The 14,146-nt window shown below is 67.5% G+C and carries 13 protein-coding genes and 1 other RNA gene; 12 read left to right on the top strand and 2 right to left on the bottom strand.

Annotation, left to right across the window (positions count from 1 at the left end; all coding sequences use genetic code 11):
* Positions 1–29: 29 nt before the first annotated feature.
* From rsmI to rnpB, 3 genes are all read left to right on the top strand, one after another.
* Positions 30–848: a 16S rRNA (cytidine(1402)-2'-O)-methyltransferase gene (gene rsmI / locus NQ204_RS07905; RefSeq protein ID WP_116862590.1), complete on the top strand. Its 819-nt coding sequence runs from the start codon at positions 30–32 to the stop codon at positions 846–848.
* A gap of 439 nt (positions 849–1,287) precedes the next feature.
* The gene (locus NQ204_RS07900) at positions 1,288–1,626 is read left to right on the top strand and encodes a DUF6058 family natural product biosynthesis protein (protein WP_133249378.1); all 339 of its coding nucleotides are present in this window, start codon (positions 1,288–1,290) and stop codon (positions 1,624–1,626) included.
* A 147-nt stretch (positions 1,627–1,773) separates the two neighbouring features.
* Positions 1,774–2,125: RNase P RNA component class A (gene rnpB / locus NQ204_RS07895), an RNA gene on the top strand.
* A gap of 86 nt (positions 2,126–2,211) precedes the next feature.
* On the opposite strand, the gene NQ204_RS07890 is transcribed toward rnpB, so the two are convergent.
* Entirely contained in the window at positions 2,212–2,691 is a 480-nt protein-coding gene (locus NQ204_RS07890; protein WP_116862588.1) for a DM13 domain-containing protein, read from the bottom strand.
* Between the two features lie 308 nt (positions 2,692–2,999).
* Entirely contained in the window at positions 3,000–3,812 is an 813-nt protein-coding gene (locus NQ204_RS07885; RefSeq protein WP_116862587.1) for an NRDE family protein, read from the bottom strand.
* A 323-nt stretch (positions 3,813–4,135) separates the two neighbouring features.
* Here NQ204_RS07885 and mraZ point away from each other — a divergent pair, with 323 nt between their 5' ends.
* Genes mraZ through murG form a run of 9 tightly spaced genes read left to right on the top strand, consistent with a single transcriptional unit; the run spans position 4,136 to position 14,110 of the window.
* Positions 4,136–4,582 (top strand): division/cell wall cluster transcriptional repressor MraZ, encoded by a 447-nt coding sequence (gene mraZ / locus NQ204_RS07880; protein ID WP_004143635.1) that lies wholly within the window; start codon positions 4,136–4,138, stop codon positions 4,580–4,582.
* 14 nt (positions 4,583–4,596) lie between these two features.
* Positions 4,597–5,565, top strand: coding sequence for a 16S rRNA (cytosine(1402)-N(4))-methyltransferase RsmH (gene rsmH, locus NQ204_RS07875; protein ID WP_116862586.1), 969 nt, complete (start codon positions 4,597–4,599; stop codon positions 5,563–5,565).
* On the top strand, positions 5,562–5,825 hold the full coding sequence (gene ftsL, locus NQ204_RS07870) for a cell division protein FtsL (RefSeq protein ID WP_079220624.1): 264 nt from the start codon (positions 5,562–5,564) through the stop codon (positions 5,823–5,825). Before rsmH ends, ftsL begins: the two co-directional genes overlap by 4 nt.
* Positions 5,822–7,669 carry a peptidoglycan D,D-transpeptidase FtsI family protein gene (locus NQ204_RS07865; RefSeq protein ID WP_108767747.1) on the top strand — a complete coding sequence of 616 codons (1,848 nt, stop codon included), beginning with the start codon at positions 5,822–5,824 and terminating at the stop codon, positions 7,667–7,669. The genes ftsL and NQ204_RS07865 overlap by 4 nt, the downstream gene beginning before the upstream one ends.
* Positions 7,666–9,225, top strand: coding sequence for a UDP-N-acetylmuramoyl-L-alanyl-D-glutamate--2,6-diaminopimelate ligase (locus NQ204_RS07860; protein WP_116862585.1), 1,560 nt, complete (start codon positions 7,666–7,668; stop codon positions 9,223–9,225). Before NQ204_RS07865 ends, NQ204_RS07860 begins: the two co-directional genes overlap by 4 nt.
* Positions 9,222–10,616, top strand: coding sequence for a UDP-N-acetylmuramoyl-tripeptide--D-alanyl-D-alanine ligase (locus tag NQ204_RS07855; RefSeq protein ID WP_116862584.1), 1,395 nt, complete (start codon positions 9,222–9,224; stop codon positions 10,614–10,616). The genes NQ204_RS07860 and NQ204_RS07855 overlap by 4 nt, the downstream gene beginning before the upstream one ends.
* A complete protein-coding gene (gene mraY, locus NQ204_RS07850) occupies positions 10,606–11,691 on the top strand; it encodes a phospho-N-acetylmuramoyl-pentapeptide-transferase (RefSeq protein WP_079220628.1) in 1,086 nt (361 codons plus the stop codon). Before NQ204_RS07855 ends, mraY begins: the two co-directional genes overlap by 11 nt.
* Before the next feature lie 2 nt (positions 11,692–11,693).
* A complete protein-coding gene (ftsW, locus tag NQ204_RS07845; protein ID WP_256643526.1) occupies positions 11,694–13,016 on the top strand; it encodes a putative lipid II flippase FtsW in 1,323 nt (440 codons plus the stop codon).
* Positions 13,013–14,110, top strand: coding sequence for an undecaprenyldiphospho-muramoylpentapeptide beta-N-acetylglucosaminyltransferase (gene murG / locus NQ204_RS07840; protein ID WP_116862582.1), 1,098 nt, complete (start codon positions 13,013–13,015; stop codon positions 14,108–14,110). Before ftsW ends, murG begins: the two co-directional genes overlap by 4 nt.
* The last annotated feature ends 36 nt before the right edge of the window (positions 14,111–14,146 follow it).

Genomic DNA, 14,146 nt, shown 5'->3' with positions numbered 1-14,146 from the left:
TCTACCCTTGCCCCGTGAGTACCGCTGAAATGAGTGTGCCAACCCTGTATGTCGTCGCCACGCCGATCGGCAACCTGGCCGATCTGAGCCCGCGCGCGCAGGAGGTGCTGCGCTCGGTGGCCGCCATCTGTGCCGAAGACACCCGCCGCAGCGGCCAGCTGCTGTCCCATTTCGGCATCCAGCAGCCGCTGGTGGCCCTGCACGAGCACAACGAAGAGGCCCTGTCGCAGCGCCTGGTGGCGCGTCTGCAGGCCGGCGAGTCGCTGGCCCTGGTCAGCGATGCCGGCACGCCGCTGGTCAGCGACCCCGGGTTCCGCCTGGTCCGCGCCGCGCGCTCGGCCGGCATCAAGGTCAGTCCCATCCCCGGCGCCTGCGCGGCCATCGCCGCGCTCAGCGTGGCCGGCCTGCCCAGCGACCGCTTCAGTTTCGAGGGTTTCCTGCCGGCCAAGGCCAGCGGCCGCCGCGACCGCCTGCAGGCGCTGGCCGGCGAAGTACGGACGATGGTGTTCTATGAATCCTCGCACCGCATCGTCGAATCGCTGGCGGACATGTCGGCGATCTTCGGCGCCGAGCGCCCGGCGGTGCTGGCGCGCGAGCTGACCAAGCTGTTCGAGACCGTGCTGGACGGTGATCTGGCCGGCCTGCTGGCCAAGGTCGAGGCCGACGAGAACCAGCGCAAGGGCGAGTTCGTGGTGATGGTGCAGGGCGCCGGCGATGATGCCGAGGCGCAGCTGGCGCACGGCCGCCACGTCTACGCCAAGCTGAGCGAGCACCTGCCGCCGTCCACGGCCGCCAAGCTGGCCGCCGAGCTGACCGGCGCCCCGCGCAAGGCGTTGTACGGCAGCTGACCGGTAGCGCCGGGCCATGCCCGGCGAGCGCCCGGCGCGGCATGCGGAAAGGCACGGATCCCCGCTGATGTCGCAATCAACATCGACGAACGATCCGCGCCTGACCGCACGAGCCCGGCAGTCCTGGGCATCATCGGACGTCCTGCAGGGCGAGGTTGAGAACAGTCCGGCACGTGCGGATACTCCCGCTCCCGAAGCGTGTTGGCACGGTGACCTGGTCGCCGAGGCCTCTGACGTGAGCGAAGTCCGTGGATCGGCGCCCGTGATGCCCACGCGCCCCTGACGCGTCCGATCTGCGGTTTTCGGCGTCATTCCCATCAGTGAACACCTTGCCGGCGAGTACTTCCGTACCGATTGCGCACGCTGGACGCGCATTGCCGACAGCGCGTCACCTGGGGATGAGCGGGCGGCCGTGGCGGCCGTTCTCCTGCAGGAGCTCGTGGACTACCTGGCGGGCGAACTTGGGGATGCCGACCGGGCGCACGCAAAGGCTGAACTGCTGCTCCCGCACTTCTTCAACGGCACCTTCGGCCTGTGTATTGCAGATCCGTCCACTGGTGCCGGTATTGCCCGAAAGGAGCTGCTCCAGGAACGACTTGTTGCACTCCTCAGTGATGAACAGGCGCCTCTCAGTGCACGTGTCGACACGCAGGCGCTGCTGGCAGTGATCGACGACTACGCGCACGCATCGATGCCATTTTCGCCTGTCGAGTACGATCGCAGCAGCCGAAAGCGATTGGTGGATGATCTTCGCCGGGAGTTGTGTAAGCCATCCTGAGGGACCTGCGCAGGGGCGACATTGACCGTGGGGCGGGGGATGGTGCGCGGGTAGGGCCGGTAGATCCGCGCCATGCATGAACGGACGCGCCGTTCGCCGCGATCAACCGGGCAGGATGGCCGCGCGTAAGCTAGAATGCGCGTTGGCGGAGCCGGCCAGACAGTCGCGTCATCCTTTCGGGGGTGCCGAGGAAAGTCCGGGCTCCATAGGGCAAGGTGCCAGGTAACGCCTGGGCGGCGCAAGCCGACGGAAAGTGCAACAGAAAGATACCGCCTACGTCTTCCTCGGAAGGCCGGTAAGGGTGAAATGGTGCGGTAAGAGCGCACCGCGAGTCTGGCAACAGACCGGCACGGCAAACCCCACCTGGAGCAAGACCAAATAGGGATCCATTGGCGCGGCCCGCGTTGGATCCGGGTAGGTTGCTTGAGCGTTGCGGCGACGTAACGCCTAGAGGAATGACTGTCCACGACAGAACCCGGCTTATCGGCCGGCTCCGCCTCCTCTCTCGTCGTCCCCGCACGTGGCCCGACCACGGCTGCGGGGTCGGATCCCTTTCCGCGGGAAAGGGCTCCGACCCCATCCCGTTCAGCGTGGCGTGCGGTACTGGCCGGCGGAAATGAACTGCGCGAAGCGTTCGCACCACACCACGACCGTGGTGAACTCGTCCACATCCACGGTGGGTGGCACATCCACCAGGAAGCGGTTGAAAGTCTTCACTTCGCCAATGCGCATGGACGTGGCACGGATGCGCTCGAAGTCGGCTTCGGTTTCCACGAATTCCTTGGTCAGATACACCTTGTAGTCCGGCCCGGGCGCAATCTTGCCCTCGAACGCGATCTGGCTGCGGCTGACAGTCACCTTGCCTTCGGCCCAGTGCAAGGCGTCGCTGCCTTTCAGATTGCGCTTGAAGATGCTGCTGTACGCCGCATCGGCCATGGCCGCCTGCACCTGCTCGTGCGGCGGGTCATCGGGTGCAGTCAGGATGGGCAGGAAGTAGACGCCCAGGCCGAAGCCAAGGCCGAGGGTCAGCAGGTGGGTAAGGGTGAGTATCAGTGTCCGGTGCATGCGTTCGGCTCATTCAGAGGGGTGGGGCGCCGGCAAGGGCGCTCTGCATGCTGAACGGGTAGCGGCGGGACAGCTGATATATGGAATGAACGGCCCGATCCGCACCTCGCGGACCTGACGCGATTCCCTCAGTCGTTGCGCGGGATGTGAGTGTGGTAAGCGCTTCTGAGCGCTGGCGAAGCGGTGTTCCGGCCCCATGTGGATGTGAGGGGGGGCAAGGAGCGTGCAGATCACGACAAGCTGCTGCGTAGCGTCGAGCTTGCTCGACGGAACCAGACAGTGGAGCAAGTTCCACTCTACGGAGAGCTTCAGTCGGGCAAGCCCGAATTTACCTGGAAGGAGACGTGGCCTTCGCCCAGGAACACGCCCTGCGCACCAAACCGGCGCTCGTACATCTCACCGTGGCCATCGTGGCCGATCAGCAGCACGGTGCTGGCGCGGGTGCCGTAATCATCGCCGCGGATGAAGGCCGGGCTCAGCCAACGCTCGCGTTCCAGGCCGATGCCGGTGTCGGGCAGGTCGCCGTCGGCGGGGCGGTGTTCGTCGGCCAGGGCATTCCACAGCGGGGTCAGGTCTGGGGTCAGAGCCCTTTCGCTTTGCGAAAGAGATCCGACCCCGTCGGCGTCCAGCCAGGTCGAGAGCGCGGCCATCAGCCTGCGGGTCTTCGGCCAAGGCGCGTCCAGCGCGCCGTTGGACATGCCGTGCACGCCCGGTCCCAGCGTCTGGCGCTCGGCCGGATGGTTGCCCAGGTACTCAAGGCTGTCGCCATCGGCCAACAACAGGTTGAACGGGGCATACGCGGCGGCGATGCCGGCCAGCCGGTCGATGTGCACGGCGGCCGGTTCGCGGCCGCGCAGGAAATCGGCCACCAGCGCGCCGCGCGAAGGGCCGGCCTGAGCGGCGAGCGGATCACGCACGTTGGTGACCACGGCCATGCGCCCATCAGCCCCCGCGCCAGCCCAGCCACCGCCCGAACGCAGGTCGCGCCCACCGATGATGGACGGCTCGTCCTGCCAGGGGGCCAGGGCCGCCGTCGGGCGGGCGTGGAACTCATCGCGGTTGCCGGTCATCACCAGTCGCCAGCGCGGGTGACGTAACCAGCCAAGAGCAAGCAGGCACATGGCGTCATTGTGCCCGGTTTGCGCAATCCGACGCCGCTTTCAGCCCGTTCTGGATGAATGCGCAGGCCATGTTTCACGCCGTCTCCACACCCCTGAACTTCTGTTCAATCTCAAAAATTGAGACGGATCAGCAACTTGTGGATAAGCCTTGAACAATTCTCTAAACATTGCTGCAAGCCATTGATGTGGCTGGCGATTTCCCCGCTGAAAAGTTGTTGACAACCCTAGGGCCGCTGCTAAGGTGGGCATCAGAGGGAAATCCGGGTGTTTTGTGGGTTTTCGTGGTTCAATGTTTCACCGGGCGAAGGAAAGGTGCACGCGTCGTGTTCCAGGGCGAGACGGCCATCACAGTTGACGATAAAGGACGCATGGCGGTTCCCACCGCCTACCGCGACCTCGTCGCGCGTGCCAGCAACAACCGTCTTGTTTTGACCTACAACCCGTTCGAAGCCGGCTGCCTGTGGCTGTATGCCGAGTCGGAATGGGAGCGGGTCCGCGACGACGTGATGTCCAAGCCCAACACCCAGCGCGTCGTGCGCCTGTTGCAGCAGAAGCTGGTCGGTTCGGCCGCCCATCTCGAGCTCGACGGCAACGGTCGTATCAGCATTCCCGCCAGCCACCGCGGTGCGGTGGGCATTGAAAAAAAGGCGGTATTGCTCGGTATGGGCGACAAATTCGAATTGTGGAGCGAGCAGGCGCATCGTGCCCTGATCCAGCAGACATTGTCTGACGAGGATCTGGGTGATGGGTTGCTCGACCTGAAGTTGTGAGCCGGGGTGCCCGGATGCGCCCAGAAGCGCAGACCGGTCACCTTCCGGTGTCGCAGTCGCCGGCGGTGCACCTGCCGGTCCTGTACACCCAGGTCATTGACGGCCTGAGGGTGATCGAAAACGGACGTTATCTGGATGGCACGTTCGGTCGTGGCGGTCATGCACGCGGGGTGCTTACCCAGTTGGGCCCGGAGGGGCGCCTGCTGGTCATGGACAAGGATCCGGAAGCCATCGCTGTGGCCGAGCGCGATTTCGCGCCGGACCCGCGCGTGTCCATCTTCCGTGGCAGCTTCGCCCAGCTGCTGCAGTGGGATGCGACGGCCGAAGGCCTGGATGGCGTGCTGTTCGACCTCGGCGTGTCCTCGCCGCAGCTGGACGTGGCCGCGCGTGGTTTCAGCTTCGGCAAGGACGGCCCGCTGGACATGCGCATGGACCCGGACAGCGGCGAGAGCGCGGCGCAGTGGATCAACCGCGTCGAAGACCACGAGATCGCCGACGTGCTGTGGACCTACGGCGAAGAGCGGCAGAGCCGCCGCATCGCCCGTGCCATCGTCGCCCGCCGCGAGAAGCAGCCGTTCACCCGCACTGGCGAACTGGCGGAGCTGATCGCTTCGGTGATGCCGCGTGGAAAAGACAAGATCCACCCGGCCACACGCAGCTTCCAGGCCATCCGCATCCACATCAACCGCGAGCTGGCCGATCTGGAAGCCGGGCTCGATGCGGCCGTGGAACGGCTCAAGCCGGGCGGTCGCCTGGCGGTGATCAGCTTCCATTCGCTGGAAGACCGCATCGTCAAGCAGTACATGAACCGCCTGGCCAAGGCGCCGCCGGCCAACCGCCGCCTGCCCGAGGCCGTGGCGTTCGTTCCGACCCTGGACCTGATCGGCGGTGCCATCAAGGCCACCGACGAAGAACTGGCCGCCAACCCGCGTGCCCGCAGCGCCGTGCTGCGCGTGGCACAGAAGCGGGAGGCCGATGCATGAGCCGGCTGCTGCTGATCATCCTGTTGGCCTGCACCGTGGCCTCGGCGATCGGCGTCGTGTTCGTGCGTCACCGTCATCGGCAGACGTTCATCGAGCTGTCGCGTGCCGAGCGCACGCGTGATGACATCAACCTGGAGTTCGGCCGCCTGCAGCTGGAACAGGCCACCCTGGCCGAAGCCAACCGCGTCGACCGCGTGGCCCGCGAGAAGCTGGGCATGAAGTTCCCCGAAGCCGCCGACGTGGTGGTGGTGCGCCCATGAGCAAGACCGGCCGCAACCGCCCGCGCAACGCCTTCAACCTGCGCCAGCGCCTGCGCTGGGTCGCGCTGGCGCTCGGCCTGTGCTCGGTGTCGCTGGTCGGTCGCGCGGCCTACGTGCAGATCATCAACAGCGATTTCTACCAGCGCCAGGGTGAGGCACGTTACCTGCGCGAGCTGCCGATCAAGACCTCTCGCGGCATGATCACCGACCGCAACGGCGAGCCGCTGGCGGTGTCGACCCCGGTCGCGTCGATCTGGGTGAACCCGCAGGACCTGCTGCGTGCGCCGGACCGCATCCCCGAGCTGGCCCAGGCGGTCGGCATGTCGGTGGACGAGCTGAGCAGCCGCCTGTCGCAGAAGTCGGACAAGGAATTCATGTACCTGCGTCGCCGGATCAATCCGGACGACGCGGAGAAAGTGGTCGCGCTGAAGATTCCGGGCGTGGCCGCGCAGCGCGAGTTCCGCCGTTTCTACCCGCAGGGTGAGGCGATGGCGCACGTGCTGGGCTTCACCAACATCGATGACCGCGGCCAGGAAGGGCTGGAGCTGGCCTTCGACGAATGGCTGCGCGGCAAGGCCGGCGCCAAGCGGGTGATCCGCAACCGCAAGGGCGAAACGGTGGAGAGCGACCTGCTGCGCGCCGCCGAGCCGGGCAAGGACCTGACCCTCAGCATCGACCGCCGTATCCAGTACCTGGCCTTCAAGGAACTGCGCAACGCGCTGGTGGCCAACAAGGCGGCCGGCGGTTCGATGGTGATCATGGACGTGGCCACCGGCGAGATCCTCGCCATGGTCAACCTGCCGACCTACAACCCGAATTCGCTGAATGGTGCAGTGCCGGACACGCGCCGCAACCGCGCCGTGACCGACCTGGTCGAGCCGGGTTCGACGATGAAGCCGCTGACCATCGCCACCGCGCTGCAGTCCGGTGCGGTGACCAAGGACACCATCATCGATACCAACCCGGGCTACATGCAGGTGGCCCGCTTCACCATCCGCGACGTGCCGCGCAACAACGGCGTGCTCAACGTCACCGGCGTGATCACCCGCAGTTCGAACATCGGCGCAGCCAAGATCGCTGCGAAGATGACCGACCAGACCTTCTACGACGGTGTGCGCCGCTTCGGCTACGGCTCGGTGCCGCACAGCGGTTTCCCCGGTGAATCCGGTGGCGTGGTGCGCCGCCCCGGCAACTGGGATGGCGCCACCAAGACCACCATGTCCTACGGCTACGGCCTGAACGTGACGCCGCTGCAGATCGCCACCGCGTACTCGGCGCTGGCCAACGGCGGCAAGCTGATCGCCCCGACCTTCGTCAAGGGCCAGCGCAACGAAGGCAAGCAGATCATCGACGAGAACGTGGCCAAGGAAGTCGTGGCCATGATGGAGACGGTGGTGACGCAGGGCGGCGCCAAGCAGGCAGCCGTGCTGGGCTACCACGTGGCCGGCAAGACCGGTACCGCGCGCAAGGCCGGCCCCGGCGGTTACGAGCGTGGCCACTACAACTCGCTGTTCGCCGGCGTGGTGCCCGCCACCAACCCGCGCTTCGCCACCGTCATCGTCATCAACGACCCGCAGGGCGGCAAGTTCTACGGCGGCCTGGTGTCGGCGCCGGTGTACCACAACGTGATGGAAGGCACCCTGCGCCTGATGGACGTCCCGCTGGACGACCTGCAGTCGTGGCTGGCTGCCCAGCAGTCCGGAAAGATGGGGCATTCGGCCTCCATCCTGCCGGCGCCGCCGGCCGAGGCCGCGTTGCCGGCCGATGCCGCCGCCGAATTCGACGCCGCGCTGCCCAGCGCGCAGAACCATGTGCCGGCCCCGCCCGCGGGAGGCACGCAATGAGTCCTTCGATGTTGCTTTCGCAGTTGCTTCCGGACGTTGCCCTGGCGGGCAACGATCCCGTTCTGACCGGCCTGGTGCTCGACAGCCGTGCCGTGCGCCCCGGCAATGCCTTCGTCGCCATTGCCGGTTTCGGCGCGCATGGCCTGGGCTTTGTCGAGCAGGCGCGCGCGGCCGGTGCCAGCGCCATCCTGTTCGAGCCGCCGGCCCCGGCCGAGCTGCCGGCGCCGGCCGATGCCATCGCCGTGCCGGGCCTGCGCGCACGCCTCGGCGCCATGGCCGACCAGTTCCATGGTGCGCCCTCGCGTGCGATGACGATGGTGGGCGTGACCGGTACCAACGGCAAAACCTCCACCGTGCAGCTGCTGGCCCAGGCCTGGCACCTCCTCGGTACGCCCAGTGGCAGTATCGGCACGTTGGGCGCCGGACTTTATGGTGCGGTCGAGCCGACCGGATTCACCACCCCGCTGGTGCTGCAGATGCATGCGCTGCTGGCGCAGCTGCGCAACGACGGCGCACGTGCGGTGGCGATGGAAGTCAGCTCGCACGCGCTGGACCAGGGCCGCGTGGACGCCGTGCACTACGACGTGGCGGTGTTCACCAACCTCACCCGCGATCACCTGGATTACCACGGTGACATGGCCAGCTACGGCGCGGCCAAGGCACGCCTGTTCCACCGCCCGGGCCTGAAGGCCGCAGTGGTGAACCTCGATGATGCCTTCGGTCGTGAACTGTTCGCAGGCCTGCCGGCCAGCGTGCAGGCCATCGGCCTGAGCTCGCGCGGTGCCGCCGGTGCCAGCGTGCGTGCCGAAGGCCTGCAGCTGGATGGCCGCGGCATCGGTTTCGAACTGGTCATCGACGGCGCGCGCGCTGCGGTGCAGTCGCCGCTGCTGGGTCGCTTCAACGTGGACAACCTGCTGGCCGTGGCCGGCAGCCTGCATGCACTGGGCGAATCGATCGAGCGCATCGCCGGAGTGCTGTCGGCACTGCAGCCGATCCGCGGGCGCATGAACCGCCTCGGTGGCGAAGACGGCCTGCCCACCGTGGTGGTCGACTACGCACACACCCCGGATGCGCTGGAACAGGCCCTTGAAAGCCTGCACGGCCACCTGCAGGGCACGCTGTACTGCGTGTTCGGCTGCGGTGGCGAGCGCGATACCGGCAAGCGTCCGCAGATGGCCGCCATCGCCGAACGCCTGGCCAACCAGGTCATCGTCACCGACGACAACCCGCGCGGCGAAGACGGCGACGTGATCGTGGCCGACATCCTCGCCGGCTTCGCTGGGCATGGAAGCCCGAGCGGGGCGGTCGCAGGACGCGAAGGAGCACCGCGCGACCTGGCACACGTGACCGTGCAGCGCAGCCGCGCGCGTGCGATCGGCCTGGCGGTTAAGCGCGCCGGTGCAGGCGACATCATCCTGATCGCCGGCAAGGGCCACGAGCCCTACCAGGAGGTCAACGGCGTGCGCCACGACTTCGACGACACCGAAGTGTCGGCTGCCGCGCTGGCTGCCAAGGCCGGTGTGCTGGCAGCACAGGCAGGGGAGGGCATCGCATGAAGCGCACCCTGCTTTCGCTGATCGCGCACTGGGCCGGTGGCGAGATCCACGGCGATGACGTGGCCATCGATGCGGTCAGCAATGACACCCGCAGCCTGGGCGCCGGCACCCTGTACGTGGCCCTGCGCGGCGAGCGTTTCGACGGCCATGATTTCGCCGCCGATGCGCAGGCGCGCGGTGCCAGCGCGCTGCTGGTCGAGCGCCTGCTGCCACTGGACGTGCCGCAGGTGCTGGTAGCCGACAGCGAACTGGCCCTGGCCAGGATTGCCGCCGGCATGCAGCGCGACCGCGACACCGAGGTGTTCGCGATCACCGGCAGCAACGGCAAGACCAGCGTCAAGAGCCTGCTGCTGGCGATCCTGCAGCAGGTGGCCGAGCACGCACACAAGGTGGTCTACGCCAACCCGGGCAACCGCAACAACGAGATCGGCCTGCCGCTGGCGGTGATCGATGCCCCGGAAGATGCCGACTACGCCGTCTACGAGATGGGCGCCGGCAAGCCGGGCGACATCGCCTACCTGACCGATATCGCCCGCCCGCGCTATGCGCTGGTCAACAACATCGCTCCGGCGCACCTGGAACGCATGGGCAGCCTGCTCGGCGTGGCGGTGACCAAGGGCGCGATCTATGCCGCGCTGCCGGCCGATGGCGTGGCCGTCATCAATGTCGACGATGCCTACGGCCGCTGGTTCGAACAGCATTTCGTCGGTACCCCGGCACGTTGCCGGGTACTGCGTTACGGCCTGGACCACAGCGCCGATGTCACCGCGCGCGACATCCGCGCCGGTGCGCAGGGCAGCCAGTTCACCCTGGTCGCGCCGCAGGGCGAGGTCCGCATCGCGCTTGGCCTGCCGGGCCGGCACAACGTCAGCAACGCGCTGGCCGCGGCCAGCCTGGCGCTGGGCGCCGGCATCGACCTGGCCCTGGTGGCCTCGGGCCTGGCCGCGGCACAGCCGGTACCGGGCCGCCAGATCGCCCACCAGCTGCGCAATGGCGCGGTGCTGGTGGACGACAGCTACAACGCCAACCCCGGTTCGCTGGCCGCCGCCATCGATGCCCTGGCCGCCGCCCCGGAAGAGGGCTGGCTGGTGCTGGGCGACATGCGCGAGCTGGGCCCGGACGCCGAAGCCCTGCACGCGCAGGCCGGCATCCGCGCACGTGCCGCCGGCCTCAAGCGCCTGTACGCACTGGGCCCGCTCAGTGCCGCCGCTGCCACCGCCTTCGGCGAAGGCGGCCGTCATTTCGCCACCCATGACGCGCTGTCGCAGGCGCTGAAGGACGAGCTGCACGCCGGCGTGCGCTGCCTGGTCAAGGGTTCCCGTGGCAGCGCCATGGACACGATTGTCAAAGCGCTGCTGGCGCAAGGAGAGGAATCCCCGCATGTTGTATGAACTGGCTCGATGGTTGCAGCAGTTGGAGAGCCTGTTCGGGCTGTTCAACTACCAGACGTTCCGCGCCATCCTTGCCGCGTTGACGGCGCTGTTCCTGTCGCTGTGGCTGGGCCCGGCGGTGATCCGCCGTCTTGCCCAGTTCAAGGGCGGCCAGCCGATCCGTACCGACGGCCCGCAGACCCACTTCGTCAAGGCCGGCACGCCCACCATGGGCGGTTCGCTGATCCTGCTCACCGTCACCCTGTCGGTGCTGATGTGGGCCGACCTGCGCAACCGCTACGTGTGGCTGGTGCTGGCCGTGATGCTGTGCTTCGGTGCCATCGGCTGGTACGACGACTGGATCAAGATCGTGCGCCGCGACCCGAACGGCCTGGCCTCGCGCTGGAAGTACCTGCTGCAGTCGATCTTCGGCCTGGCCGCAGGCATCTTCCTGCTGCAGACCGCCGACGTGCCGGCCGCGCTGACCTTCTACATCCCGATGTTCAAGTCGATCGCGCTGCCGCTGGCCGGCATCAGCTTCGTGGCCATCGCCTACTTCTGGATCGTCGGCTTCTCCAACGCGGTCAACCTGACCGACGGCCTGGACGGCCTGGCGATCATGCCCACCGTGCTGGTGGCCTGCGGCCTGGGCGTGTTCGCGTACGCCTCGGGCAACGTGGTGTTCGCCAACTATCTGCAGATCCCGCAGATACCCGGTGCCGGTGAGCTGGTCATCATCTGCGCAGCCATCGCCGGCGCGGGCCTCGGCTTCCTGTGGTTCAACACCTACCCCGCCATGGTCTTCATGGGCGACATCGGCGCACTGGCGCTGGGCGCGGTGCTGGGCACGATCGCGGTCATCACCCGCCAGGAGCTGGTGCTGGTGATCATGGGCGGCGTGTTCGTCATCGAAACGCTGTCGGTGATGATCCAGGTGGCCTCGTTCAAGCTGACCGGCAAGCGCGTGTTCCGCATGGCGCCGATCCACCACCACTTCGAGCTGAAGGGCTGGCCGGAGCCGCGCGTGATCGTGCGCTTCTGGATCATCTCGGTCGTGCTCGTGCTGATCGGCCTTGCCACCCTGAAGGTGCGCTGAGAATGAACGACCTGTCCCGCCAGGCAACACGCCTCGAAGCCATCGAAGGCAGCTACGACAAGTGGCTGCTGGGCGCGATCATTGCGCTCACGGGCATTGGCGTGGTGATGGTGGCATCCAGCTCGATCGCACTGATGAGCAGCCCGTTCTACTACCTCAACCGCCACCTGATCTTCCTGGCGGTGGGCATCGTGCTGGCGGTCGTGGCCGCCCGCACCGAGCTGAAGTCGATCGAGCAGTACAACCAGATCCTGCTGCTGGGCTGCTTCGTGCTGCTGCTGGCGGTGTTCACGCCGGGCCTGGGCAGCACGGTCAACGGCGCGCGCCGCTGGATCAACCTGGGCATCTCCAAGTTCCAGACGGTCGAAGCGGTGAAGGTGCTCTACATCGTCTGGCTGTCCAGCTACCTGGTGCGTTTCCGCGACGAGGTCAATGCGACCTGGCCGGCGATGCTCAAGCCGCTGGGCGTGGCCGGTGCGCTGGTCGTGCTGCTGCTGCTGCAGCCCGACTTCGGTTCGTCCACCCTGCTGCTGGCGATCACCGCCGGCATGCTGGTGCTGGGCGGGGTGAACATGCCGCGCATGTCGATGCCGGTGATCATCGGCCTGGTCGGCATGAGCGCGCTGGCGATCATCGAGCCGTACCGCATGCGCCGCATCACCTCCTTCCTCGACCCGTGGGCCGACCAGCAGGGCGACGGCTACCAGTTGTCCAACGCGCTGATGGCCGTGGGCCGTGGCGAGTGGACCGGCGTGGGCCTGGGCAACTCGGTGCAGAAGCTGTACTACCTGCCCGAAGCGCATACCGACTTCATCTTCTCGGTCACCGCGGAGGAATTCGGCTTCCTGGGCACCTGCACCATCGTCGCCCTGTACGCACTGCTGGTCGGCCGCACCTTCTGGCTGGGCATGCGCTGCGTGGAAATGAAGCGCCACTTCTCCGGCTACATCGCTTTCGGCATCGGCCTGTGGATCAGCATGCAGACCTTCGTCTCGATCGGCGTGAACCTGGGCATCCTGCCGACCAAGGGCCTGACCCTGCCGCTGATCTCGTCGGGCGGTTCGTCGGTGCTGATGACCTGCGTGGCGATGGGCCTGCTGCTGCGCGTGTCCTATGAACTGAAGCGCGCCGAGCGCCGCCAGGCCGTGCGCATCGGCGGTGGCGAAGAGGCCGCGGGCGCGCCGGCGGCTGAACCGGCTGCACCGGCCGCTGCCACCAGCGCGCCGAAGGCTGCCGGACCGGTGGCTGCCGCTGTACCGGCCGCTGCGCGTGGTACCAGCCGCCTGCAGTCGCGCATCGAACCGACCTTCGGGAGGCTGTCATGAGCACTGCCTCCACGAACAACACCAATACCCGCCCGGTGATGATCCTGGCTGGCGGCACCGGTGGCCACATCTTCCCCGGCCTGGCCGTGGCCCGTGTGCTGCGCCAGCGTGGCGTGCCGGTCACCTGGATGGGCGCCGACGGCGCGATGGAAACCCGTCTGGTGCCGCAGCACGACATTCCGGTCGACACCCTGGCCATCACCGGCCTGCGCGGCAAGGGCAAGCTGGCCCTGCTGGGTGCACCGTGGCGGCTGATGCGCGCCCTGCGTGCGGCCGGCATGATCATTCGCAAGCGCCAGCCGCGCGCCGTGGTCGCCTTCGGCGGCTTCGCCTCCGGCCCCGGTGGCATGGCCGCGCGCCTGCATCGCCTGCCGCTGCTGGTGCACGAGCAGAACCGTGCGCCGGGCATGACCAACCGCATCCTGTCGCGCTACGCGCGCCGCCTGCTGACCGGTTTCCCGGGCACGTTTGCCAAGGGCGAGGAGTTCGTCGGCAACCCGGTGCGCGCGGAAATTGCCGCGATCGCACCGCCGGAACAGCGTTTTGCCGATCGCCAGGGCCCGCTGCGGCTGCTGGTGGTGGGCGGCAGCCAGGGTGCACGCGCGCTCAACACCGGCGTGCCGCAGGCGATTGCCGGGCTGGCCGGCAACGTGCAGGTTCAGGTGCGCCACCAGAGCGGCGAGAAGCTGCATGGCGAAGCCGTGCAGGCCTATGCCGAGGCCGGCGTGCAGGCTGAGATCACTCCTTTCATCGCCGACATGGCCGATGCCTTCGCCTGGGCCGACCTGGTGGTGTGCCGTGCCGGCGCGTCCACCCTGGCCGAGCTGTGTGCGGCGGGCGTGGGCAGCGTGCTGGTGCCGTTCCCCGCCGCCGTCGACGATCACCAGACCCGCAATGCGGAGTATCTGGTCGAGCGCGATGCGGCCGTGTTGCTGAAGCAGGATGGAACGCTGGCCGACGGCATTGCCGCACTGCTGCGCGAACTGTCCGAAAATCCCGCCCGCCGCATGCAGATGGCGCAAGCCGCGCGTGCCCTGGCCAAGGTCGATGCCGCCGAGCGCATCGCCGATATCATTCTCGAGGAAGCTGTATGAAGAAGGCCCGCTACTGCGCCTGCCACGCGCGAGGCC

It is taken from the genome of Stenotrophomonas testudinis (genome assembly GCF_024499815.1).
In the GTDB taxonomy this organism is placed as follows: Bacteria; Pseudomonadota; Gammaproteobacteria; order Xanthomonadales; family Xanthomonadaceae; genus Stenotrophomonas.
The sequence above is the reverse complement of the archived record's forward strand: the minus strand, read 5'-3'. Positions and strand labels throughout refer to the sequence as shown.